This is a genomic window from Acinetobacter guillouiae CIP 63.46 (genome assembly GCF_000368145.1).
Taxonomy (GTDB): domain Bacteria; phylum Pseudomonadota; class Gammaproteobacteria; order Pseudomonadales; family Moraxellaceae; genus Acinetobacter; species Acinetobacter guillouiae.
Genome location: NZ_KB849282.1, coordinates 365,618 through 388,478, shown reverse-complemented (window position 1 = coordinate 388,478; position 22,861 = coordinate 365,618). Strand labels below are relative to the sequence as shown.

The 22,861-nt window shown below is 39.0% G+C and carries 23 protein-coding genes; 15 read left to right on the top strand and 8 right to left on the bottom strand.

Annotated elements, in window-relative coordinates; translation table 11 throughout:
* Positions 1–46: 46 nt before the first annotated feature.
* The 3 genes from gshA (at position 47) to F981_RS04105 (ending at position 2,740) form a co-directional block, all read left to right on the top strand.
* On the top strand, positions 47–1,624 hold the full coding sequence (gene gshA / locus F981_RS04115) for a glutamate--cysteine ligase (RefSeq protein WP_004718681.1): 1,578 nt from the start codon (positions 47–49) through the stop codon (positions 1,622–1,624).
* Between the two features lie 28 nt (positions 1,625–1,652).
* Positions 1,653–2,147, top strand: coding sequence for a disulfide bond formation protein B (locus tag F981_RS04110; protein ID WP_004718679.1), 495 nt, complete (start codon positions 1,653–1,655; stop codon positions 2,145–2,147).
* Positions 2,148–2,224: 77 nt separating this feature from the next.
* Positions 2,225–2,740 (top strand): hypothetical protein, encoded by a 516-nt coding sequence (locus F981_RS04105; RefSeq protein ID WP_004718676.1) that lies wholly within the window; start codon positions 2,225–2,227, stop codon positions 2,738–2,740.
* 34 nt (positions 2,741–2,774) lie between these two features.
* Here the strand turns inward: F981_RS04105 and F981_RS04100 are convergent, their stop codons facing one another.
* Positions 2,775–4,106 carry a PGAP1-like alpha/beta domain-containing protein gene (locus tag F981_RS04100; RefSeq protein WP_004718674.1) on the bottom strand — a complete coding sequence of 444 codons (1,332 nt, stop codon included), beginning with the start codon at positions 4,104–4,106 and terminating at the stop codon, positions 2,775–2,777.
* A gap of 243 nt (positions 4,107–4,349) precedes the next feature.
* Between F981_RS04100 and F981_RS04095 the strand changes: the two genes are divergently transcribed.
* From F981_RS04095 to urtE, 7 genes are all read left to right on the top strand, one after another.
* Positions 4,350–4,934 carry a YqiA/YcfP family alpha/beta fold hydrolase gene (locus F981_RS04095; RefSeq protein WP_004718672.1) on the top strand — a complete coding sequence of 195 codons (585 nt, stop codon included), beginning with the start codon at positions 4,350–4,352 and terminating at the stop codon, positions 4,932–4,934.
* 16 nt (positions 4,935–4,950) lie between these two features.
* Positions 4,951–6,831, top strand: a complete 1,881-nt coding sequence (gene parE, locus F981_RS04090) for a DNA topoisomerase IV subunit B (RefSeq protein ID WP_004718669.1) — start codon at positions 4,951–4,953, stop codon at positions 6,829–6,831.
* Between the two features lie 580 nt (positions 6,832–7,411).
* The gene (gene urtA / locus F981_RS04085) at positions 7,412–8,701 is read left to right on the top strand and encodes an urea ABC transporter substrate-binding protein (RefSeq protein ID WP_034611328.1); all 1,290 of its coding nucleotides are present in this window, start codon (positions 7,412–7,414) and stop codon (positions 8,699–8,701) included.
* Positions 8,702–8,802: 101 nt separating this feature from the next.
* On the top strand, positions 8,803–10,443 hold the full coding sequence (gene urtB, locus F981_RS04080; protein ID WP_004718665.1) for an urea ABC transporter permease subunit UrtB: 1,641 nt from the start codon (positions 8,803–8,805) through the stop codon (positions 10,441–10,443).
* 4 nt (positions 10,444–10,447) lie between these two features.
* Entirely contained in the window at positions 10,448–11,518 is a 1,071-nt protein-coding gene (gene urtC, locus F981_RS04075; protein WP_004718664.1) for an urea ABC transporter permease subunit UrtC, read from the top strand.
* Positions 11,518–12,354, top strand: a complete 837-nt coding sequence (gene urtD / locus F981_RS04070) for an urea ABC transporter ATP-binding protein UrtD (protein WP_004718659.1) — start codon at positions 11,518–11,520, stop codon at positions 12,352–12,354. Before urtC ends, urtD begins: the two co-directional genes overlap by 1 nt.
* Positions 12,355–12,364: 10 nt before the next feature.
* Complete coding sequence (gene urtE, locus F981_RS04065) at positions 12,365–13,063, top strand: urea ABC transporter ATP-binding subunit UrtE (protein WP_004718657.1); 699 nt, start codon at positions 12,365–12,367, stop codon at positions 13,061–13,063.
* A gap of 62 nt (positions 13,064–13,125) precedes the next feature.
* On the opposite strand, the gene F981_RS04060 is transcribed toward urtE, so the two are convergent.
* From F981_RS04060 to F981_RS04050, 3 genes are all read right to left on the bottom strand, one after another.
* Entirely contained in the window at positions 13,126–13,866 is a 741-nt protein-coding gene (locus F981_RS04060) for a hypothetical protein (protein WP_004718656.1), read from the bottom strand.
* A 106-nt stretch (positions 13,867–13,972) separates the two neighbouring features.
* Positions 13,973–14,476, bottom strand: coding sequence for a GNAT family N-acetyltransferase (locus tag F981_RS04055; protein ID WP_004718653.1), 504 nt, complete (start codon positions 14,474–14,476; stop codon positions 13,973–13,975).
* 113 nt (positions 14,477–14,589) lie between these two features.
* Complete coding sequence (locus F981_RS04050) at positions 14,590–15,312, bottom strand: outer membrane protein OmpK (protein ID WP_004718652.1); 723 nt, start codon at positions 15,310–15,312, stop codon at positions 14,590–14,592.
* A gap of 503 nt (positions 15,313–15,815) precedes the next feature.
* Between F981_RS04050 and F981_RS04045 the strand changes: the two genes are divergently transcribed.
* The 4 genes from F981_RS04045 to F981_RS04030 all read left to right on the top strand — a co-directional run bounded on the left by F981_RS04045 (position 15,816) and on the right by F981_RS04030 (position 18,516).
* The gene (locus tag F981_RS04045) at positions 15,816–16,169 is read left to right on the top strand and encodes an HPF/RaiA family ribosome-associated protein (RefSeq protein ID WP_004718651.1); all 354 of its coding nucleotides are present in this window, start codon (positions 15,816–15,818) and stop codon (positions 16,167–16,169) included.
* Between the two features lie 195 nt (positions 16,170–16,364).
* Complete coding sequence (locus F981_RS04040; RefSeq protein ID WP_004718650.1) at positions 16,365–16,907, top strand: ankyrin repeat domain-containing protein; 543 nt, start codon at positions 16,365–16,367, stop codon at positions 16,905–16,907.
* A 15-nt stretch (positions 16,908–16,922) separates the two neighbouring features.
* Entirely contained in the window at positions 16,923–17,690 is a 768-nt protein-coding gene (locus F981_RS04035) for a transporter (RefSeq protein WP_004718649.1), read from the top strand.
* 145 nt (positions 17,691–17,835) lie between these two features.
* Positions 17,836–18,516 carry a glutathione S-transferase family protein gene (locus F981_RS04030; protein ID WP_004718648.1) on the top strand — a complete coding sequence of 227 codons (681 nt, stop codon included), beginning with the start codon at positions 17,836–17,838 and terminating at the stop codon, positions 18,514–18,516.
* Between the two features lie 14 nt (positions 18,517–18,530).
* On the opposite strand, the gene F981_RS04025 is transcribed toward F981_RS04030, so the two are convergent.
* The 3 genes from F981_RS04025 to F981_RS04015 all read right to left on the bottom strand — a co-directional run bounded on the left by F981_RS04025 (position 18,531) and on the right by F981_RS04015 (position 21,750).
* On the bottom strand, positions 18,531–19,646 hold the full coding sequence (locus F981_RS04025; protein ID WP_224964554.1) for a GGDEF domain-containing protein: 1,116 nt from the start codon (positions 19,644–19,646) through the stop codon (positions 18,531–18,533).
* A gap of 256 nt (positions 19,647–19,902) precedes the next feature.
* Entirely contained in the window at positions 19,903–20,505 is a 603-nt protein-coding gene (locus F981_RS04020) for a GGDEF domain-containing protein (RefSeq protein ID WP_004718646.1), read from the bottom strand.
* A gap of 330 nt (positions 20,506–20,835) precedes the next feature.
* The gene (locus F981_RS04015) at positions 20,836–21,750 is read right to left on the bottom strand and encodes an alpha/beta hydrolase (RefSeq protein ID WP_004718645.1); all 915 of its coding nucleotides are present in this window, start codon (positions 21,748–21,750) and stop codon (positions 20,836–20,838) included.
* A 153-nt stretch (positions 21,751–21,903) separates the two neighbouring features.
* On the opposite strand from F981_RS04015, the gene F981_RS04010 reads away from it, so the two are divergent.
* On the top strand, positions 21,904–22,335 hold the full coding sequence (locus F981_RS04010) for a DUF2147 domain-containing protein (RefSeq protein WP_004718644.1): 432 nt from the start codon (positions 21,904–21,906) through the stop codon (positions 22,333–22,335).
* A gap of 65 nt (positions 22,336–22,400) precedes the next feature.
* Here F981_RS04010 and F981_RS04005 read toward each other — a convergent pair whose 3' ends face one another.
* Positions 22,401–22,757: a Spx/MgsR family RNA polymerase-binding regulatory protein gene (locus F981_RS04005; RefSeq protein ID WP_004718643.1), complete on the bottom strand. Its 357-nt coding sequence runs from the start codon at positions 22,755–22,757 to the stop codon at positions 22,401–22,403.
* Between the last annotated feature and the right edge of the window lie 104 nt (positions 22,758–22,861).

Below are 22,861 nucleotides of genomic sequence, written 5' to 3'. Positions count from 1 at the left end.
TCAAAACATTTTATTTTAAAAAATTCTTTAAGATAAGCGAGTAAGTATGAGTCAACCCGAAACGATTTCCCAATCTTTAGTACCAAATTGGGTGGATTCTACCTTATTCAGAGGCATGTTACGTGGCATCGAACGTGAAAGCCTGCGTATGCAAAGTAATGGCTTTTTATCACAGGCTGATCATCCTCAGTCTTTAGGCTCAGCCCTAACACATCCGCATATCACCACAGATTATTCAGAAGCTTTGATGGAGTTTATTACACCTCCCAAAGAAAGCATTCCTGAAGCATTAAGCTTTTTAACCGATGTACATGCTGTTGTGCATCGTCATTTAGAAAATGATGAAAAGCTATGGACTTTGTCCATGCCATGTATGCTGGATGACAAAGAAGAAAATATCCGTTTGGCGCAATATGGCACATCCAATATTGGTCAATTCAAAACCTTATATCGTCATGGTCTCGGCATTCGTTATGGGCGCCGTATGCAGACGATTTCGGGTGTGCATTATAATGTGTCTTTCCCAGATGCGTTATTTGAACAATTACAACAACACGAAAGCAATGAAGCGCTTAAAGCATTAAGCCTGCAAGATTATCGCAGTCATCGTTATCTTGGATTAATCCGTAACTTTATTCGTTTAACTCCTCTCGTGATGTATTTGGTAGGTGCCAGCCCTTCAGTCTGTAAATGCTTTATGACAGGGCGTGAGCATCAATTGTTGCCTTTAATCAAAGGCACATTATTTCTACCTTATGCCACAGCATTGCGTATGGGGCGTTTTGGTTATCAGAATTCTGCACAAAAACAATTGGGTATTCATTACAACAATTTAGAAAGTTACGTGGCTGAATTACAAAAAGCAGTCAATTCACCTTATGCACAGTTTAGTCATTTAGGTTTAAACGATGCCAATGGTCAGCCGATTCAAATTAATGATCACGTCTTACAAATTGAAAATGAATACTACAGCTTAGTCCGTCCAAAACAAGTGCCACAAGCAGGGGAAACGCCATCTCAGGCCTTGTCAAATCGTGGGATTGGCTATGTTGAGTTACGCGCGGTAGATGTAAATCCATACAGTGCGATTGGCATCGATGAGGATACAGCAGGCTTCTTGGAAGTGGTTGCGTTGTATTGCTTGCTTAAAGAAAGCCCAGATTTATGGGATGAAGAACAAGATATTATTGAGCAAAATCAGGCTGAAGTGGTCAATCGTGGTCGTGCGCCAAATGCGAAAATCATTGAAGCGGGTGTTGAATATCCATTACTTGAGTGGATTCAACAGCATGTCACCGCCATGCAACCACTTGCAGATCTACTCAACCAATCCTATGCAACAGATTTATATCGTCAAGCATTGACGGTGATGCAAACACGTATTGATGATGTGGATGAAACACTATCAGCGCATGTGATTGCCGATACTGTAGAGCAAGGTGGTACATGGAATTTTGGTGGCTATATGGCCAATCAACATATCCAAAGTTACGAACAACATGTATTAAGTCCGGAAACTTTAGCGTATTTTGAGGGGCTTACTCGAACATCTCTCGCAGAACAACAGCAACTTGAACAAAATACAAGTATAAGTTTCGAGGATTATCTGAGTAAATTTAGATAAAGCATTAATTAGATAATGAGGAAGTTCCATGCAATGGCGTAGTTATCGCTTCGTAAGTGGTCTTTTATTTTTGGCAAGTGTGATTGGTATGTCATTTGCGCTCTATTTAGAGCATGTACAAGGCCTTGAGCCATGTCCACTATGCGTATTTCAACGTATTGGATTGATTGGTCTAGGGCTAATTTCACTGATTGCCTTTTTGCATAACCCAAAAACAAATGTATTTAAACGCATTTATAGCTTTTTGGGTTTAGCTGCGATTTCTTGGTCAGTTGGTGTTGCCGCTCGTCATGTGTGGCTACAGAATCTACCCAAAGATCAGGTCCCAAGTTGTGGTCCCGGTCTGGACTATTGGGTCAACACTTTGCCTTTAAAGGCTGTGTTTGAAAATGTGCTTAAGGGTTCTGGCGAATGTGCCATGGTTGATTGGACTTTCTTAGGACAGTCTTTACCTGTTTGGTCATTACTGTTTTTCAGTGTATTGGCATTGATCAGTCTGTGGCAGTTGTTTAGAAAGTACTAATTTAAAAACATTAAGAGCCAGTCTAAACTGGCTCTTTTTTCATATAAACTTCAATTATTTATAAATCAAGCAAAATCATGAATCATAAAATAAATTTAGCCGGGATCGGCATACTGGTCTGCTTGGCTACAGCACAAGTCTCTGCAAAACCAGCCAACAATGTGGTCAGTAAAGATGTGTCTTGTCAGTTTAAATCTAAGTTTGATGACACTATTCCAGCCGATGTTTCCTATATCAAATTGGGTGCTCAGCCATTTAAAAAATTTATTGTCAATCCAGATTATTTTTCAAGTCGAATTGAAGACTGTCAATTACATGGTGGCAGATACTACGTATTGTCTGTATCGCAGAGCCATCCAGCAAGAACGCTTGCTCAGTCGCTGATTGAGGTGACGCAATTTGATTTAACAGGCAAAAAGCTCAGCCAAAAAATTTATAATAAAGCTTGGACTTGTGAATTAAAACAAGGTTTTATTGTAAAAAATCAACGCTTATTGATCGATACTCAATGTGCAGAAAAATCAAACTTTGATGAATATGGTGACATGATTGATCCTCAGCAGAACAAGTCTTATCAAATTGAAGTGAAATAGCAAAAAAGCTGATTGAAGATCAGCTTTTTTGCTATTAAGTTTCAACAATCCCTTGCATACTTTCTAATTTAATCAAGTATTTGCGAATTTGTTCTTCTGCCAATTCATCATGGTGCGGATAAAACCATTTGGCAATTTGTTCCGAAACCAAAGGATGATATTGAATCTCAAGATGGTTTAAGCCATAAAACACAGCTTTATGCGATTCAGGTAATTTCAACTGGAAACGTGGGTTCGGGTGTTCACCCAAGGCACTTTTAACACTGACCAGATAGTCGCCAATCACTTTTAAGGTGCGGTTTTTGCGGTTTTCAAACTCCAAGGTACCTGCAATTAAAAAGGTATTGATATGCGATGGTAGCGGAGCTGGTTTGCGGTTGTCATCCATCAAACCAATACGGGCATTGTTATGCTCCCAGTCATCATCTCGAACACTTCCATAACGCAAGTCTAAGATGCCATTACTGCGGATATTGACGATATGGCTGATCATTTTAACAATCGGGAAATTACCCACTTTCTCTTGCATGGCAAATCCGAAACGTTCTAATAACGCACCATGATGCGGAGAACCAATACAAACCAGATTCTCAACCATGTGGAACCACTGGTGCATGTTTTGTTTGCCATAGAACAGCGCACTGCGAGAAACCAAGCCGCCCATACTGTGCCCAATTAAATCAATGCTGGTAATGCGAGGGTTCCGTTTGACCAAGTCTTCTAAAAGATTTGCCAATGAACGTCCATTGGCTGAAATTCTACGTCCAGTATTGTAGTGAAAATACAACATGGTGTTGTGATCACGTTGCGCCAAGAGTTTCTCACCAATACCGCCATTGTTACGATTGGTCCAGTCTTGATAATTCATACATAAACCGTGAGAGAAAATCACCACACGGCCAGCCAAGTCGCCTTGCTGTAATGAACCATAATGATCATAGAGCACAGGTGACAGTGCGAGCGGATTATGAGTTGCCAACAAATAATCGCCCAGTACCCCATTTAAAACACTGACCAAAAAAGTCATGTGAGAGGTCAATGGCTTATCATGTAAATTTGGAAAACGTTCAATGGTTTTACGTAAAATTGGAGCAATCAGGTGGCTACCATAATTTTGCAATGCGTGATAACCAAATTGATAGAATTTATCGACAATTGGGCGGGATTGGAATCGTTTGGCTTTTTGTTTACTTAAGCCAAAAATACTCAGCAACATTTCACGTTGAATCGACTGGATGAAGTCTTGAACCATGCCACTGAGTGGCGTACTCACTAACTGCGCTAAACCTTCTAATACATCGGCCTGACTTGGAGGCGAACGATCCCACTTACAATAGGTTTCGTGTAAAGGGGTTAAGCTTGGCATTGTTATTTCCTCATCCATATTGATCTGGAACAAAGACTTTATTTTTGCTGTAGATCAATGTATAAATCCCTAGGCAATCATCTTATCTTGTTCATCCTGAACGCTATTTAAAATACCGATAATTGCGATTAAGTTTTGGTTTTTTGTCGGACAATATCCTGACATATACAAATTAAAACAATAATGTGATTTGAATCACATTAAAAATTAAAACATTGGTGGTAAAAAAGCAAACTATTTTCAATGAATATTATTTATTTACATGGTTTTAAAAGTAGTCCTTTATCAATAAAAGGGCAACAACTTGATGATTATTGTCGATGCTATTCATCGCATAGTGTGCATTTGCCTGATTTAAACCAGCATCCGCAACTGGTTTTAGATCAAATTTCAGCGCTCATTGAAAAATTGCCTGATGTTGCACTGGTGGGGAGTAGCTTTGGTGGCTTTTATGCGACACAATTGGTCGCAAAATATGGTGTGCCTGCTGTTTTAATTAATCCAGCTATGCGACCATGGCAATTATTCAGTAACTTATTTGGGATTGAACAAATTCCCTATAAGATCAATGAACAATGGACTTTAGATCGTTTACAACTTAACTACTTGGAAGCGATTGCCGTGCCGTTTGTACAAGATGCAGACAAAATACTGGTCTTATTGCAACAAGGTGATGAAGTTTTAGATTATCGTGACGCTGAACGGTATTATAGTGCAGCTCCACACACATCATTGATCATGACAGAAATGCATGGTAATCATGCGATGGAAGATTTTGCAGATAAAATACCCATGATTCTGGAATTTTTATCATACTCCGTAAAATAAAAGGAAAAAACTCAACGTGTCTCAATATACGGCCCAATCACTTGAAGTATTATCTGGTCTAGATCCTGTACGTCGCCGTCCAGGTATGTATACCGATACCACTCGTCCAAACCATTTGGCGCAAGAAGTAATTGATAATGCTGTCGATGAGGCACTTGCAGGACATGCCAATAAAATTACTGTCACGGTATATAAAGATGGTTCGTTGTCGGTCGAAGACAATGGACGTGGTATGCCAGTCGATATTCATCCTGAATACGGACAAAGCGGGATTGAAATTATCCTAACGAAACTGCATGCAGGCGGTAAATTTAGCACCGATAACTATCAGTTTTCGGGCGGTTTGCATGGTGTTGGAATTTCCGTGGTCAATGCCTTGTCCGATCGTGTTGAAGTTGAAGTTCAACGCCACGGCAATCTTTATAAAATGGCGTTTGAACATGGTGAACCTGTTGCGCCTTTAGAGGTTTTGGAAGGCAAAGCGCCAAAACGTGCTACGGGGACAACAGTACATTTTTGGCCAGAAGCGAAATATTTTGACTCACCTAAATTTGCTTTAAAAGCGTTAAAACATAATCTCAAAGCCAAAGCTGTATTGGCTGCTGGTCTACAAATTAATTATATTGACCAGATTAATGACGAAAAAATTGAATGGCAGTTTGAAAATGGTCTCGTCGACTATTTGATGGATGAATTACAAGATCGCGAAATCATTCCAGATCCTGCCTTTGTTGCAACAGGTGAAGCTGAACGTGCCAGTGCTGAGTTTGCAATTTGCTGGAATGCTGAGGGTGGAGAACAAATTCAGGAAAGTTATGTGAATTTGATCCCAACGGCACAAGGGGGAACCCATGTAAACGGGTTACGCTCAGGTGTTACCGATGCGATGCGTGAGTTTTGTGAGTTACGTAACTTGTTGCCACGTAATCTGAAATTATCTGCTGAAGATGTTTGGGACGGGGTCAATTATATCCTGTCGCTTAAATTCCAAGAGCCACAATTCTCAGGACAAACCAAAGAACGTCTTTCAAGCCGAGAAGCGTCTAACATTGTTTTAAATATTGCCAAAGATGCTTTTGCGCTCTGGCTAAATCAAAACTCTGAAGTGGCCATGCAATTGGCTGAGATTGTGATTGCGAAAGCGGGTCGCCGTTTAAAAGCAGCCAAAAAAGTTGAACGTAAAAAGATTGTTGCCGGTCCAACCTTGCCCGGAAAACTGTCAGATTGTGTGGGTCATACCCTTGAAGAATCAGAACTGTTTATTGTCGAAGGTGACTCTGCCGGTGGTTCTGCAAAACAAGCCCGCGATAAAAACTTTCAAGCGATCATGCCGATTCGTGGGAAAATTTTAAATACTTGGGAAGTGTCTTCTGACGAGGTGTTGGCCTCTCAAGAAGTGCATAATATTGCGATTGCGATTGGCGTAGATCCGGGCAGTGATGATCTTTCCGAATTACGTTATGGCAAAATTTGTATCCTTGCCGACGCCGATTCAGATGGTTTACATATCGCGACCTTGCTTTGTGCACTCTTCGTCAAGCATTTCCCTGCAATGGTCGATGCTGGGCACCTATATGTTGCAATGCCACCATTGTTCCGTATCGATGATGCCAAAGATGTTTATTACGCGCTTGATAACGAAGAGTTAGAAGCTATCTTAAAGAGAGTTAAATCTAAAAACCCGCAAATTACGCGATTTAAAGGTTTGGGTGAAATGAACGCCAGTCAATTGCGTGAAACCACCTTAGATCCAAATACACGCCGTTTGGTGCAGTTGGATTTGGACGACACGCATCACACAACAGGCTTACTGGACAAATTACTTGCTAAAAAAAGGTCAGGTGATCGTAAAGACTGGTTAGAGCAAAAAGGTAATTTAGCTGATTTGAGTGTTTGATTGCTGAACTCATTCATATTTAAAAAATGATGCCTCAGAGCATCATTTTTTTTGATACCTCTGAAACATCGCATTGATGCAAACAGAATTACATTCTTCGTCGTACAAATAATTTCTGCATTATCTTTCTATTTTTTCTCCTATTCTTTTGCCTCTACGCCATCCATCTCAGGGATTATTGGATTATCCCGTCAAAAATCGTTTGGTGCTGTAAAGCAAAATTTATCCCGGAAGCCCTAAAAATTTAATTTTGGGTAAATTTTTTGCACTCTCATCGCTCATTTTAAACAAAAAAAATCGCACTTAATTTGACCAGTGTGGCTTTTAATCTCGCATTTTTACTTGCTAAGTGCTGGCTATATCCAGTGATGGAAAGGCATTTAATGCCTATCAATGTATCTTCAACTTATATAAAAATAATAGCATCTAATATTTTGATTTTATTATTTTTTATCAGGAAAAATATTCAACGATAAAATCACAAATTCTCCACTTGGCATAAAAATTGAATTAAGCCTGTCAGGTAAAAGCAAAATCGCGCATTCAAAAATGCACCAAAAGGTTTGGAGAGAAAAAGATGATGTTCCAACAAAAAATGTTTTCAAAAACACTTCTCGCTGTGGCAATGATGGGGAGCATTGCGCTGACAGCTTGCTCAAAACCCGCAGATAAAACGGAAGCGAAACCCGCAGCAGAAAATAAATCGGCAACTGCTACAGGCGGTGACACAATTAAAGTGGGCATCTTGCATTCACTGTCTGGAACCATGGCAATCTCTGAAACATCGCTTAAAGATACGGCACTGATGGCAATCAATGAAATTAATGCCAAAGGTGGGGTGATGGGGAAAAAGCTTGAGCCTGTTGTCGTCGATCCTGCATCAGACTGGCCATTATTTGCTGAAAAAGCCCGCCAGTTAATAACTCAGGATAAAGTCGCTGTCATTTTTGGCTGTTGGACTTCAGTTTCTCGTAAATCAGTGTTACCGGTTGTAGAGGAGCTCAATGGTCTTTTGTTCTATCCAGTGCAATACGAAGGCCAAGAACAGTCTAAGAATATTTTCTATACAGGCGCAGCACCTAACCAACAAGCGATTCCTGCTGTTGAATATTTAATGGGTGAAGAGGGAGGTAAGGCACAACGTTTTGTCTTATTAGGTACTGACTACGTCTACCCGCGAACCACCAACAAAATTTTACGTGCATTCTTAAAGTCTAAAGGTGTTGCCGATGCAGACATCATGGAAGAATATACACCATTTGGACATAGTAATTATCAAACCATCGTCGGCAATATTAAGAAATTCGCTGCGGGTAAAAAGACCGCGGTTATTTCCACCATCAATGGCGATTCTAACGTACCGTTCTATCGTGAATTGGGTAACCAAGGCATAAAAGCTTCGGATATTCCTGTGATGGCCTTTTCAGTCGGTGAAGAAGAATTACGCGGGATCGACACCAAACCACTGGTCGGGCATTTGGCATCTTGGAACTACTTCATGTCTGTGAAGAATCCAGTGAATACCGAATTCGTCAATAAGATGAAGCAATACGCAGTCGAATATAAGCTACCCAATGCCAGTAAATTGGTGACCAATGACCCAATGGAAGCCACCTACGTTGGCATCAATATGTGGAAACAAGCCGTTGAAAAAGCGGGAACAACGGATGTAGATAAAGTCCGTGAAGCGATGGCAGGTCAAAGCTTTAAAGCACCGTCTGGCTATACCTTAAGTATGGATGCTACTAATCATCACTTGCATAAGCCTGTGATGATTGGACAAATTCGTGGTGATGGGCAATTTGATGTGGTTTACAAGAGCCCTCAACCGATCAAAGCGGAACCATGGAGCCCGTACATTCCTAAATAAAGACTTTACGACCCCAAAAGCCCGCTATATGCATAGTGGGCTTAACTGATGACTCAACTTTAAAGGTCATTGTATTTAAACAAAAATAGGGGGAGTTGCACATGTCACTTAGACTGAAACTCGCAGCACTTTTTTTTACGATCTCTCAATTATTTCTTATTCAACAGATTTTTGCTGAATCTGTGCATAGCGCGCAATCGTCATCCGCTCAGCCAGCGGCAAGTCATGATGATGCCATTCAAAAATTTGTACGTGCAGATTTTGCAAAGCGTCGAGCGATGCTGAATCAATGGCCAGCAAGTATAGACGAGCTTGATAAGCTGGTGGCCTATGTCGAAAACGACGAGCTTTATACCGACAGTTCGGGCAATACCTACATCATGAAAGCTGGAGATAAACTGTTCAGTTATCCAGATGAACAGGCGATTACAGATTGGCCAGGTGATTTAAATCAAGTGACGTTGGTCAATACCTTGCATAAAGCCTTGAGCTTTGGTCAGGCGAAGATCAAGTTACAGTCTCCAGATGCATCACAGCGTTTGGCTGCGATTGATATCTTGGAGAACAATTTAGATGAACTGGATATCAAGGTCATCAACCAACTTTATCTCAATGAAAAAAATAATAAAGTGAAGGCACGTTTAGCCCAGTTAAAAGCACGAATTGATTTTAATAGTCCAGATACGCTCACCAAAATTCAAGCGGTTAAAACCCTAAAAGATTCTAGTCGTCCTGATGTTTTGGCGATCATCGAACAAGCGCTAACACAGCCAAACTTAAATCCAGAATTAAAGGCTGCTTTGGTCAGTGCGCAAAGTAGTATTAAAACCCGCATTCAAGCCAGTGAATGGACAGGACATGTTTTTTCAGGCCTCAGTACCGCAAGTATTTTATTGCTCGCAGCATTAGGACTGGCGATTACTTATGGCTTACTCGGTGTGATCAATATGGCACATGGCGAGTTGATCATGATCGGTGCTTATACCACTTATGTGGTGCAAAGTTTCTTTAAAACCCATTTGGGTGCTTATGTCGATTGGTACCTAATTGCAGCAATTCCAGCAGCGTTTTTAGTCAGTGCTTTGATTGGCATGTTGATAGAACGAACCGTGATTCGCCCGTTGTATGGCCGTCAGTTAGAAACCTTGTTGGCGACCTTTGGTGTCAGCCTTATTTTGATGCAATTGGTCCGGATGATTTTTGGTGCGCAGAATGTGGAAGTATCAAATATTTCATGGCTTTCAGGCGGGATTTCGCTTACACCTAGTTTGATGCTGCCGTATAACCGTATCGCGATCATCGTCTTCACCATCGCTGTATTACTTTTACTGGTTTACCTGCTCAATAAAACCCGATTTGGTCTATTCGTGCGTGCAGTCACGCAAAACCGTCAGATGGCACGTGCTGTCGGTATTCGCTCTGCACGAATCGATATGATGGCCTTTGGTCTGGGTTCAGGACTTGCAGGCTTAGCAGGCTGTGCCTTGGCACAAGTTGGCAATGTCGGACCTGACCTAGGGCAAAACTATATTATTGATGCTTTCCTTGTGGTTGTAGTGGGTGGTGTTGGTCAGGTTTGGGGTGCTGTGCTTGCCGCATTAGGTTTAGGCGTGAGTGGAACAATTCTCGAAATTGGTATGGGCGCAGTGCTCGCCAAAATTATTCTCTTGGTTCTTGTGATTCTGTTTATTCAAAAACGCCCACAAGGTTTATTCGCTATCAAAGGTCGTTTTGTGGAGTAAGCCTATGAAAATCACATCATTACTTTCAGATAAACCCTATAGTGCAATCGCCATTGCTGTATGTTTCGCTGTAATGCTGATTCTGCCGTGGTTTCATGTGTTACCACAAGATTCAGCCTTACACCTCTCAGCATACTGGGTGACTTTGATTGGTAAAATCATGTGTCTCGCCTTGGTTGCACTGGCTTTGGATCTGGTCTGGGGTTATGCCGGCATTCTAAGTCTGGGGCATGGGTTATATTTTGCTTTGGGTGGTTATGCTTTTGGTATGTACCTGATGCGAGAGTCAGCAGGCGAGCAATTACCTGACTTTATGCGCTTTCTCAGTTGGACTGAGCTGCCTTGGTATTGGGTCGGAACCCAGCATTTCTTATGGGCTTTGGCTTTGGTGATTTTGGTACCAGGCGTGATAGCCTTTATCTTTGGATTCTTTGCATTTCGTTCCAAAATTAAAGGTGTGTATTTTTCGATTATCACCCAAGCCATGACTTTTGCTGCTGCACTGTTGTTTTTCCGCAATGAAACAGGTTTTGGCGGGAACAATGGCTTTACTGGATTTAAAACCATTCTTGGGATGGATATTACCTCTGCTTCTATGCGAGCAACATTGTGTTTCCTTACGGCCTTAGTGTTGTTACTGAGCTTTATCGGCTTACGTAGTTTAATGAATAAGCCTTATGGTCGAGTGTTGGGGGCAATCCGTGATAGCGAAAACCGGTTGCAATATTTAGGCTATCGTACCCTGTGGTACAAACTGTCGGCATGGGTCCTTTCCGCGGTGATTGCTGGAATTGCAGGTGCATTGTATGTCCCACAAGCAGGCATCATTAATCCAAGCGAAATGAATCCTGTGAATTCGATTGAAATGGCGGTTTGGGTTGCAGCAGGTGGTCGTGGCACATTGATTGGCCCAATTCTAGGTGCAGGTCTGATCAATGGAGTTAAAACCTATTTTACCGTTGCATATCCTGAAATATGGTTATTGATCCTTGGTGCATTATTTATCGTTGTAACCATCTTCCTCCCTAAAGGGGTGATTGGATTGCTTGAGCGCTTTAAAAAGGAGGATCACTAATGTCAGAGCTATTGTCAGATTTGGGCTTAAATTCGCAACATGGTGGTCAAATCGGTGAGGGCTATGGTCGTCCTAAAGCTGAAGGTGCCGATTTCAGCCATGGTATTGCACTTTACTTAGAAAAAGTCAGTGTATGGTTTGATTCTTTCCGCGCTTTAAATGATTTGTCTCTTTACATTGAAGAAGGGGAGTTGCGCTGCATTATTGGGCCAAATGGTGCGGGAAAAACCACATTGATGGATGTGATCACTGGTAAAACACGTCCTACCGAAGGTTCTGCCTTTTTTGGTCAAAACTATGATCTTGCTAAAATGAGTACAGAGCAAATTGCAGAAGCGGGTATTGGTCGTAAGTTTCAGAAACCGACTGTATTTGAAAACTTTACTGTGATGGAAAATCTGCTCCTTGCTGCGCCAAAAGACAAAACCGTGAAAAAAAGTTTTTTCAGCAAATTAAGTCCTGATGCACAGTTGGCTTTGGATGAATCTTTGCAACAGATTCGTTTACAAGAGTTTATTCAAAAGCCTGCGGGGTTGTTATCACATGGACAAAAGCAGTGGCTTGAAATTGGCATGCTGTTGATGCAACGACCTAAACTGATCTTGTTGGATGAGCCTGTAGCGGGAATGACCGATGCTGAAACTGAACGGACAGCAGAGTTATGTTTGGAATTAAAAAAGAATCATACCTTGGTTGTGGTCGAGCACGATATGAGCTTTATCGACACCATTAGTGAGAAAGTTACGGTTCTGGCACAAGGTGCCATTCTAGCCGAAGGAACCTTGGCGGAAGTACAAGCCAATGAAGATGTGATTGAAAAGTATTTAGGACGTTAAGGGGAGCAATATGCTAGAAATAAAAGACGTCAATCAATTTTATGGGGGCAGTCACATTCTCCGTGATGTGACTTTAACTGCGCCGATTGGTGAGTGTTCTGTGGTTTTGGGACGGAATGGTGTGGGTAAAACCACCTTATTAAAATGTTTGATGGGAATTTTACCGATTAAGTCTGGGCAAATCTTATTGGATGGCAAAGACATTGCTAAAATGAGCCCTGAACAGCGTGTACGCGCGGGTTTGGCCTATGTTCCTCAAGGGCGAGATATTTTTTCTACACTCACAGTAGAGGAAAATATTTTGATTGGCATGGCAAAATTTTCTGGTGCAAAAACCCGTAAAGTTCCTGAGCATTTATATGAAATTTTTCCTGTCTTAGACGAAATGAAACATCGCCGTGGAGGAGATTTGTCTGGTGGACAGCAACAGCAATTAGCCATTGCACGTGCTTTAGCATCGGAGCCGAAAGTTTTGATTTTAGATGAGCCGACCGAAGGAATTCAGCCTTCGATTATTAAAGATATTGGTCGAGTGATTCGAAAATTGGCAGATGGTGGCGAAATGGCGATTGTACTTGTAGAGCAATTCTATGATTTTGCCGAGGAGCTGGCCGATAACTATACCGTGATGGCACGTGGTCAAGTGGTTGCACAAGGCATCGGTAAAGAAATGCCTGAAAAGGGGATTCGTGATTTAGTGGCGATTTAACAGAATCGTGAAAACATTTTGTTTACCTCCCTGAGTCAAGGGAGGTGTGGTTAAACCCTATATTATTGAGGCTCAACTTTCTGATAATAGCCTGTTGATGAAACATTCATACCAAAGCCACAATCGGCTTGTTCATTTAATTCTTTCACTTTAATAAAATTGCCTAAAGAGGAGTTATAGGTGAAATTGATGTCAATTTGACAATTTTCAAAACGATAGCTTGCTTTCTTGGCATGAAGTGGCATTTCTGTTTCAAATTCGCCAATATTTGGACCATAAATTAGGCTTCGAGCACCCATCCATAGACCAGTGAATTGAATGAGATATTTCTGATCACGTTTTTTAATGGTGATATTATTCCATTCGCCAAAACCTGCATAACTGGCATATTCTCCTGTTAAGTCATTGTTTGGTTTTGGTGTTACTAACTTTTTTAAATTAAATTGACTGGTTTTTGTGGGTTTAATTTGAAACCACGCTCTTGCCCATAAGGGTTGATTGAGTTTGCTATACGTTAAACCCACATTATTATTGGCAATGTCGATGTCATTATCTGAAACCCGAATATCAGCTTCTTCTTCACCCACAGACTGACAAAAAGCACTCCAAGATGCTTGTCTTTGAAACTGATCAAGCGCTTTTTTATAGTTTTTCTGGTCGTAAAATTTTTGTCCCAATTTACGATATTGACTGAGTTTGGCACAACCCTGTTTTATATTTTGTTCATCGTAGTCAGCAGCATGGCTTGCTGTATTAAGTATCAATGCAAATGGTGCCAATAGACTGATTATCATTTTATTCATCGATATTCGCTCTGAAGTTCAGCAATATTGTTTATGGTTATACAACAGATTTTGAAAAAGCGACAAAAAAAATTTACGACGGGTTCTGTATAAATACTGCTCTATTTTAATCAAAATTTAATTGCATCAACACCAAATCACGCCACTGCCCAAATTTTTGTCCGACTTGTGGCATGTAACCTGTTTGTTTAAATCCGAGTTGTTGGTGTAGATAAATCGAACCAGTATTTTCATGGTCAATTGCAGCAACCATAACGTGGATATTGTGCTGTTGAGCATGTTCAATCAATTTCAGCATTAAGCGTTTGCCGAGTCCTTGTCGAGTAAATTCTGGGTCGATATAAACAGAGTGCTCAACTGTATATAGATAACCGTTGATTGCTCTAAAGCTTGCATAATCGGCATAGCCTGCAATGGCATGAGTCGCTGTTTCTTCAGCAACAAAAAGTGGAAATTGCTGTTGTTGTAATTCTAGAAACCACTGTTGGTAATCTGCGAAAGTCTTTAATTGGCTGTTCCATGTTGCTAAACCTGTTGCAATTTCATGATTATAAATACGCATAATCTCAGTTAGGTCAGAAGCTTGAGCAGGGCGGATCTGAAAATTCATGGATATAGGTCAATGGAAAATTGATAGGGGTATTCTAAAAAGATTTATTTTTAAGGGCAATAAAAAAAGCAAAACCGAAGTTTTGCTTTCTGATCAATGGATTTAGCTCAGTCTTAGAAATGATACTTGATTAAAGCGCTGACATTATTTTCGTCTTTACCTGGAACACCGTATTTGTTGTGCCATACAGAGTGTTCAACACCAAGATATAGACGGGTATCTGGAGAAATGTGTTTACCCGCATTCCATTTCCATTGTGTCGTCCAGTTCAACTCGCTTGAGTGTGCAACTTGATCTTTTTCTGCAGTTGACCAATCAAGGAAACCGTCCACAAGGAATTCTTCAGATGCAATTTTAAATGGAATTCCATAGGTAAATGTCAATTGATAGTCATCTTCTTGGATTTCATTATTGGCACGGTAGAAATTTAATTGCGCATATTGAAAATAAGGAATGGCTAAATCAACACCAACACCGTATAGGTAGTTGTTCATGTCTTTACCACCTTCCCAAGTGGTTGCAATTAATACGTCTTTAATTGGGCCTAATTCAAGTTTTTTCCCAGAAACAGCACCTAGGCTAAGACGTGGAGAAACCTCAAAATAAGTATCCGACTGACCATCACTGTTGGTACGGTCAGCAAAGGCAAAGAAATCACCGTATTTAAGTTTGGCAGCATACTCAAAAGTGATAGTAGATTGTTTCTCATCTGGTGTTAGTTCATAGTTTTCACCATAAAGACCAGTAATACTAAAATCTTGCCAAACAGGCGCAGCTTGAGCCAAAGTTGCAGTTGAAGCGATTGCGCAGATAGCCGCAATTTGTGTAAGTTTCATGAATTCTTCCTTTCCCCCAAGAAAAGCGCTTCAAGAATACAGATTCTTAAATAAAAATAAAGCGAAAATTAGATGGAATGAAAATAAATATGTAAACATCAAGAGGTGAAATGTTTTAAAACGTGAGTCGCATATTTAAAGCAAAGATTTAAAATTTATATCCATTAAAAGTTTAAGAATTAAACATAGTTGATGTTTTTAGTCAGAATTAGTCATTAAAAAATCAATTAAATCATTTAATTATAAAGTAACGTAACAAGATGTCATTTTTCATATTCTTTTCATAAAAAAGTTAAAAATCTACTTGCATATTTTCCAATATGGCCTGATAATGAATGTATAAGAACACCTATCTGCAGATCGTTAAAAGTGTTCATCTTTGCAATAGAGGAGTTACGGTTCCAATTTATTGTAGGTGAAAAGCTGTCTTATACAGCAGGCGCAAAGTGTGCCGAAAATATAAGTTTTGCACTCGTTTTTTGATTAGAAAGAGGATGTTTTTTATGAATATAGAAATCCGTACAGATAAAAATATTAGAAATAGTGATCGTTTAATTACTTACGTACGCGATGAGCTAAATCAAGAATTCCAACGTCATAGCGAACGTATTACCCAGTTTTCAGTTCATATCAGTGATGAGAACGGTGACAAAGGTGGGGCGGATGATATCCAATGTATGATTGAAGTCAAAGCAGCAGGTTTGAAGCCAGTCGTGGTAAAACATCGAGCGAAAAACATTGATCTTTCATTACACGGTGCGATAGATCGCGTAAAGCGTAGCCTAGAGCACGTATTAGAAAAAATTGAAAATCCACGTGGTGGAAAACTAGAACTTGCTGATGCAGATGAAGCATGATCTGATAAAAAGCCCTTCGGGGCTTTTTTATGGTCTTCAATTTTATGGTTTTAAAACAGTCCTTGATTATCTTCTTTGTCATAAATGAACAATAAATGCCATTTATAAAATAAAAGCGACACGATTAAAATTTTTCAAAGCTATTTTAAAAATATTCGTCATAATGTTGTATAGGAATAGAATAGTGAGATCAAAATGTTATCAGCACAACAACAAGTCTTTATACAGGCTTTAGAAGATTTAGACCTTGCTCAAGTCAAACGTTTGCTTGCAGATGGATTTGATCCTAACTTTATGGAACCTGAAAAAGGACCAGCTGTTTCAATTTGGTCAGATGGATTGTTTAAATGGTGGGAAAAAATTTGTGATGCCTATGAAGCAGGTCATCCTTTAACGGCAGAACAAAAAGCACAAGATTTACAACCGCATTTAGATATTTTGGATGCTTTAATTAATGCCAAAGCAAACTTTTATTTGTGGGACACTGAAGAGTGCTATGGTCCACTGTGGGATGCAGCAAGCGCAGCCTGTGTACCTGCAATTCATAAGCTTTTAGATCATAAGGTTGACCCGAACACCAAAGATGAAGAAGGTAAGACTATTTTATCCTCGATCAGTGATTTGTTCTTTGATTGTGAATTTGATCAAATAGATTGGTCTCAGGCTTTACCTGAAGAGAAAGAATCTTTAGAGTTACTACGTAGTCGCGGTGCGAAAATGTCCAAAGAATTATCGTAAATTTTGAGTCTTCATATGGCAATTTTAAATAGAATCACATTAGCCCTTGCTTCGAGTCTAAGTATAAGCGCAATGGCAGCAGAATTTTCTTTTGATCGTCCTGGAACTGGTTTTGGAACAGGAATCACGCCAGTGGGTCAATTGGCTTGGGAGCAAGGTCTACCAAGTGCAACCTATACAGAAACTAAAGTAGATGGCGCAAAAGCAAAAACTGTAACCCTCAATGGTGATATGCTGCTCCGTACTGGTTTAACCTCTAGTATGGAGTTACAGTTAGGCTGGCAGGGTCCAGCTTGGACTCAAACCAAATATAGAGGCATTAAAGAGGATGACTCTGGTTTAGGTGATGTTTCTATTGGGATTAAAAAAGCCATCGACTTAAAAGATGATAAATTATCCATGGCTATTTTGGCTCAAGCCTTGATTGCAACGGGCAATGATGGTTTTAGTGAAGAAGATGATATTTATAGCATCGGCACATCATTAGATTATCAGTATAATGATTTGGTCAATACTGGAATCACCATGAACTATGCTGTGCAAGATGGGCATTGGTCAGTGACCGCTGTACCTACTGTCGGTTATAAAATTGCTGGTAATCTTTCAGGGTTCTCTGAGTTTGTCTATTCAAAAACAGAAAGCCAAAACTATAAGTATGGTCTAGGCTCTGGTTTGATCTATGCGGTTAATGAGCGTACCCAACTTGATGGAAGTGTGGGTGTCGATTTGGAAGGGCGAGACCGTAGTTATAAAGCTGGTTTAGGTGTGGCATTCTTATTCTAATCAATTCAGTCTGATACATCGTCAAGGAGTAGTTGATCTACTCCTTGATTTGTTTTCAAAGCGAGCAATTTTCGAAATGCTTTTAGAATAGTCTTATCTTGTGTATGCTGAGTTCAAAATAAGCAATAAACACAGGAGTATTAAAATGTTAGAACTGTTTATTGGTGATAAAAATTACTCGACTTGGTCGATGCGTCCATGGTTAGTGATTCAGCATTTTAATATTTCATTTACAGAGCACCTAATCCCTTTTGATCACTTTGACCTCGATAGCCAATTTAAACAAAGTATTTTAAAAATAAACCCAACTGGCAAAGTCCCAGCTTTAGTAGACGATGGCTTTTTAGTTTGGGATTCTTTGGCGATTTGTGAATATCTGGCAGAAAAGTTTCCTGAAAAACAATTGTGGCCTCAAGATGTAAAACAACGTGCACGCGCAAGATCGATGTCCGCTGAAATGCACAGTAGTTTTATGGCTTTGCGTAGTTGTTGTGATATGAATTTAGATGCTGATTTAAAGCATATTGGTGCACAGCTTTGGCAGGAAAATTTAAAACTACAGCAAGATGTAAAACGGATTGAACAATTATGGTCGGAGCGACCAGACTCTGACAGTTTTTTATGTGGTGATGAGTTTACTATTGTCGATGCTTTTTATGCGCCAGTTGTGATGCGGTTTATGGGTTATGGCATTGCAGTATCAGCAAACAGTCAACGTTATATCGATAAGATATTAGCCGTCCCTGCTGTACAGCAATGGATAGCAGAAGCGCAAGCAGAATTTCGATTTGTAGCATGTGAAGAGCAATATCGCAGTCAGGTTTAATCTATTGAATACTGCTAAGCTATTTCATTGATTTGAGCGCGGTAGAGCTGTACTTGATTGCGCCCAGACTGTTTGGCCCGATATAGCGCTTTGTCTGCCAGATGAATAATTTTACTAATATTGTCATCGTCACTGGAGGTGGCAATACCAAAACTGGCGGTCAGCTGAACATAATGATGATCAAGGGATTCAAGCACTTGGTTTTGAATCGCCAATCGACAGCGTTCAGCAAGTGCTTGAGCAATGTTTAAAGAGGTTTCAGGTAAGGCAATAATAAATTCTTCACCGCCATAACGAGCCACAATATCTGACTGACGAATGTGAGATGATAATAATTTGGCAACTTGACACAATGCTTCATCACCAAAATGATGTCCATATAAGTCATTGATTTCTTTGAAATGATCAATATCAATCAAGATAATGGCATATTCGGTTTGCTTATTTTGGATATCATCAAGCTTTTCATTAAAAAAACGACGATTATATAAATTGGTCAGTGGGTCAATTTCACTGAGTTTTTTGATTAATGACTCTCTATGTCGCCACTGAGACAGTAAAATCTCACATAAAATCAAACATACAATTAAAATAGGAATAATAAAATATAGCATTGTTCCTACCCAGAACGGGTTATCATGCCGATTATTTTCTAATATATGTGTATTAAAAATTGGGGCATACGGAATGATGCGCCAATAAGTACAAAGCATCATTGAAATATAGAACAGTAGTGCAGTGCTAATTTGCAGATAAATAATTTTTCTATTGAATAAGATTAAACCCACACCAGAAATACAAACAAATGCAAAAACAGTAGCTGGACTATAGATACCAACGAGGAAACCATCAGCAAGCATTAAAAGAATAAAAATACTGATGACAATATGGGGGAGGATAGTGTTCGCCCATTTTTTATTTTGAAAGAAATAACAAAATGCAATCAGAAAAAAAAGCAGTAGGGTTGAGCCAGCATTGACCACAAGTTGTGAACGAATCAAGGAGATATTGACCCATTGCCAAGTTTCTGGATTTAACAGGATAAAAATTTTCCATACGATCCATGATAAATGAAGGGCAACAGTCAGGAACAGAATCAAGATACATTTATGTAAACTGCTCCAATTCATAATGATATTTGAATCTAATTGTTGTTTCAGCTTTTGCCAGTAATGATTAAGTCTTATATTCGATACCTTCATTCATAATTATTCCAGGGTTTTTCAAGCTGTAATTCATTAAGTACTGATTAATAATTTTTTAAATTATAGTGATTAAAATTTATTAAAACAAAGAATTGTTATCATTTATTTGTTAATAAACAGGTATTTTATTATTAATATAAATTAAATAGTGGTGTAATTAATTTTTAAATATACAGATGTTTTAAGACAAAACACCTGTGCCCGAATAACAAGGTTTACGATTGGTTTTCGCAATATATAATGCTTGATCTGCTTGTTGTAACACTGCATTACTCATGCTGTCATGTTTAGAAACAGATGCACCACAACTTGTTTGAAGTGGGATGACTTTGTTGTTGATCTTTAAATCATAATGATTAATTAAACGTGATAGACGATCTGCGATATGACGTGCTTGATCCTGAGTAACATCACTGAGAATTAAAATAAATTCAGATTCGCTATAGCGGCCAACAAGGTCAGTTTCACGGATATTTTGTAATAACTCTTGGGCTATAGCCGCTAAAGCTTTATGTGCAATTTTTAGATTGTATTTGTTCTTGATTTCACACAAGTTATCAACACTAAGCAAAATGATACCAAAGTTAGAATCAGTCTGAGGATGTAATTCTTTTAAATAGGTATTAATTGCAAACTGATTATAAATACCTGTATGTGGGTCGATTTCCAAACTGTTACTCAGTTGGTTTTTATATATTAATTTGGCAATAAATGAGTGTTTCAATACTTGATTGAATAATGAATGAATTTTACGTCGTTTTTCGGAATAAATTTTATTACGCATAATCTAATCCATCCACACTTGGATTTTTATTGTTGATGCCTAGAATGTAGCAATTTATTGACTTAAACTCAAACTAAAGTTGAAGTAAATACTTGAAGGATATATACATAATTTAAAAAAATGTGATTAATTTTGTAGTATAGGTTAAGAGTCTGTTGAAATTTGAAAAAGCACTAAACATAAATCTGACAAGCAATATAGTTTCAATGAATTGTATGGTTATTATTCTAGTGAATGCTCATTTTTTAAATTGATTATTTTATTTTTAAAGATGAACAACAGTTTGGTTTTTAAAATCATCTGTTGTTCATTATTTGGTCAATATTGGGATCAATCTTTGTCAATTTTATGAGCAAATTCAGCAATATCTGCTAAAGATTGTTTTGCTTCATCAAACCATGGGCTAAACATTTGGAAATTATGCCACATTCCCGTATATAGCTTGTAATTGACTTGGACACCAGCAGCTTTGGCTTTTTCTTCGAAACGTTGCGCATCTGACAAAAGAATTTCTTTAGAACCAATTTGAACCAAGGTTGGAGGCAACCCTGCAAAATCTCCGAAAATAGGCGAAAGTGGGGGTAAAGAACGATCCATGTTTTTCGGTACGTAAAAATCAATACCAGATTCAAGTGCTTCGATTGACAGTAAAGCATCATGCTTCTGATTATAGCGTAAAGACTCGCCTGTTAAGGTCAGGTCTAAGAAGGGTGACATTAGGATTAAAGCGCTAGGGAGTTGTTGCTTATTTTCTTCTTTAATTCGTAATGCGAGTGCCAAAGCCAGATTCGCTCCACAAGAATCACCTGACACAATAATGTCTTTCGCTAGCACGCCTTGATCTAAAAGTTGCTGATAAATATCATAAATCGCATCACTTGCTTCAGGGAATTTACTTTCAGGCGCGAGCGGGTAATCGACATGTAAAACTTGCATTTGTGTACGTGCAGCAACTTCAGATAAAAAAGCCCGATGGGTTTTGATAGAACCGACAAAAAACGCTCCACCATGAATATGAAAAATCACTTGAGTCGCATGCGCTTGCGGTTTAATTTCTTCTGCCCGAATCCCCGCAATGCGCAAAGAACGGATCTGTACATCTTTACGTTGTGGAAAAACACGTGCGAGTTGTTCTATTCCAAAACGTGCAGTTGCCGGGGGAAGATTGAAACGACTTGGAAATTTGAAGCTAGATTTAAGAATAGATTCTGTAAGATATTGTTTCAGAGCTGGGTTAATCTTCATGTTCCTTCCATATTGTTAAACTTTTGACTTTATTTTTGTTGATTTATCAACATTTGTTACAAGGGTACACTATATAGTCACATTCAAGAATTGCTAAATCGACGTAAATTTTTGATACTATAAAGTGTCAATTAGACTAGGGAAAACAAAACAATGAAAAAAATTGTACTTGCATTAGGCTTATTATCAGCAACAGTTCTTGCAAATGCTGCGGATCCACTCAATGGAACAGTTTGGAAAACAATTGATGACACAACGAAACAGCCAAAAGCAATTGTGAAATTCACTGAACAAAAAAATGGAACATTGACGGCAACAATTCAAAGTATTTTAACACCAGGTGAGGAAAATACTTGTACCAAATGTGAAGGCCCTTACCACAATAAATCATTGAAAGGCGTGACGATTGTCAATGGTTTAAAAAATGTCGGTGGTAAAAACTATGACAATGGTACGATTCTAGATCCTAAAAATGGCAAGACCTATAAACTCAAAGGTGAACTTGCTGGTAATCAGTTAAAGTTACGTGGTTATATGGGTATTTCTGCTTTAGGTCGCAACCAAACTTGGGTGCGTGCAAACTAAGCAGATTGATTCACTGCAACAAAAAGCCTGATCTATTGATCAGGCTTTTTGTTGCTCGATTATTTTTATGTTGTAAGTTTTAAAGCTTTAATTTTATCTTCATCAAAACCAATTACATATTGGCCATTTTGATCAATCACAGGGCGTTTGATTAAACTGGTGTGTGTGGTAAGCGCTTGAATCAGTGCTTGTTCACTCGATAAGGCCAGTTGTTGTTCTTGTTCACTGAGTTTTTTCCACGTTGTGCCTTTTTTATTGAGCACAAGATCTTGCCCAATATGATCGAGCCATTGTTTAACCGTCTCTGCATCTATGCCTTGTTTTTTATAATCATGAAACTCATAACTCAAGCCAAGTTCAGTCAGTAAATCAAAAGCTTTTTTCATGGAGTTACAATTTTTGATTCCATAAATTTTCAACATGTCTTAACCTAATATTCAATTGTTTGATTTGACAGAAAGAGTAGCAAAATTGCCAATATGTACAGTATAAGAATAGATAAAATATTTTAAAAGGCATGATTGCT

Bases quoted from the DNA above. Each gene is read 5' to 3' on its own strand.
- gshA (WP_004718681.1), top strand. From the start codon at position 47: ATGAGTCAACCCGAAACGATTTCCCAATCTTTAGTACCAAATTGGGTG.
- F981_RS04020 (WP_004718646.1), bottom strand. From the start codon at position 20,505: ATGCGTAATAAAATTTATTCCGAAAAACGACGTAAAATTCATTCATTA.
- F981_RS04060 (WP_004718656.1), bottom strand. From the start codon at position 13,866: ATGAATAAAATGATAATCAGTCTATTGGCACCATTTGCATTGATACTT.
- urtA (WP_034611328.1), top strand. From the start codon at position 7,412: ATGTTCCAACAAAAAATGTTTTCAAAAACACTTCTCGCTGTGGCAATG.
- F981_RS04015 (WP_004718645.1), bottom strand. From the start codon at position 21,750: ATGAAGATTAACCCAGCTCTGAAACAATATCTTACAGAATCTATTCTT.
- F981_RS04045 (WP_004718651.1), top strand. From the start codon at position 15,816: ATGAATATAGAAATCCGTACAGATAAAAATATTAGAAATAGTGATCGT.
- F981_RS04100 (WP_004718674.1), bottom strand. From the start codon at position 4,106: ATGCCAAGCTTAACCCCTTTACACGAAACCTATTGTAAGTGGGATCGT.
- F981_RS04005 (WP_004718643.1), bottom strand. From the start codon at position 22,757: ATGTTGAAAATTTATGGAATCAAAAATTGTAACTCCATGAAAAAAGCT.
- F981_RS04050 (WP_004718652.1), bottom strand. From the start codon at position 15,312: ATGAAACTTACACAAATTGCGGCTATCTGCGCAATCGCTTCAACTGCA.
- F981_RS04105 (WP_004718676.1), top strand. From the start codon at position 2,225: ATGAATCATAAAATAAATTTAGCCGGGATCGGCATACTGGTCTGCTTG.
- urtD (WP_004718659.1), top strand. From the start codon at position 11,518: ATGTCAGAGCTATTGTCAGATTTGGGCTTAAATTCGCAACATGGTGGT.
- urtB (WP_004718665.1), top strand. From the start codon at position 8,803: ATGTCACTTAGACTGAAACTCGCAGCACTTTTTTTTACGATCTCTCAA.
- urtC (WP_004718664.1), top strand. From the start codon at position 10,448: ATGAAAATCACATCATTACTTTCAGATAAACCCTATAGTGCAATCGCC.
- F981_RS04040 (WP_004718650.1), top strand. From the start codon at position 16,365: ATGTTATCAGCACAACAACAAGTCTTTATACAGGCTTTAGAAGATTTA.
- urtE (WP_004718657.1), top strand. From the start codon at position 12,365: ATGCTAGAAATAAAAGACGTCAATCAATTTTATGGGGGCAGTCACATT.
- F981_RS04010 (WP_004718644.1), top strand. From the start codon at position 21,904: ATGAAAAAAATTGTACTTGCATTAGGCTTATTATCAGCAACAGTTCTT.
- F981_RS04110 (WP_004718679.1), top strand. From the start codon at position 1,653: ATGCAATGGCGTAGTTATCGCTTCGTAAGTGGTCTTTTATTTTTGGCA.
- F981_RS04025 (WP_224964554.1), bottom strand. From the start codon at position 19,646: ATGAATTGGAGCAGTTTACATAAATGTATCTTGATTCTGTTCCTGACT.
- F981_RS04095 (WP_004718672.1), top strand. From the start codon at position 4,350: ATGAATATTATTTATTTACATGGTTTTAAAAGTAGTCCTTTATCAATA.
- F981_RS04030 (WP_004718648.1), top strand. From the start codon at position 17,836: ATGTTAGAACTGTTTATTGGTGATAAAAATTACTCGACTTGGTCGATG.
- F981_RS04035 (WP_004718649.1), top strand. From the start codon at position 16,923: ATGGCAATTTTAAATAGAATCACATTAGCCCTTGCTTCGAGTCTAAGT.
- F981_RS04055 (WP_004718653.1), bottom strand. From the start codon at position 14,476: ATGAATTTTCAGATCCGCCCTGCTCAAGCTTCTGACCTAACTGAGATT.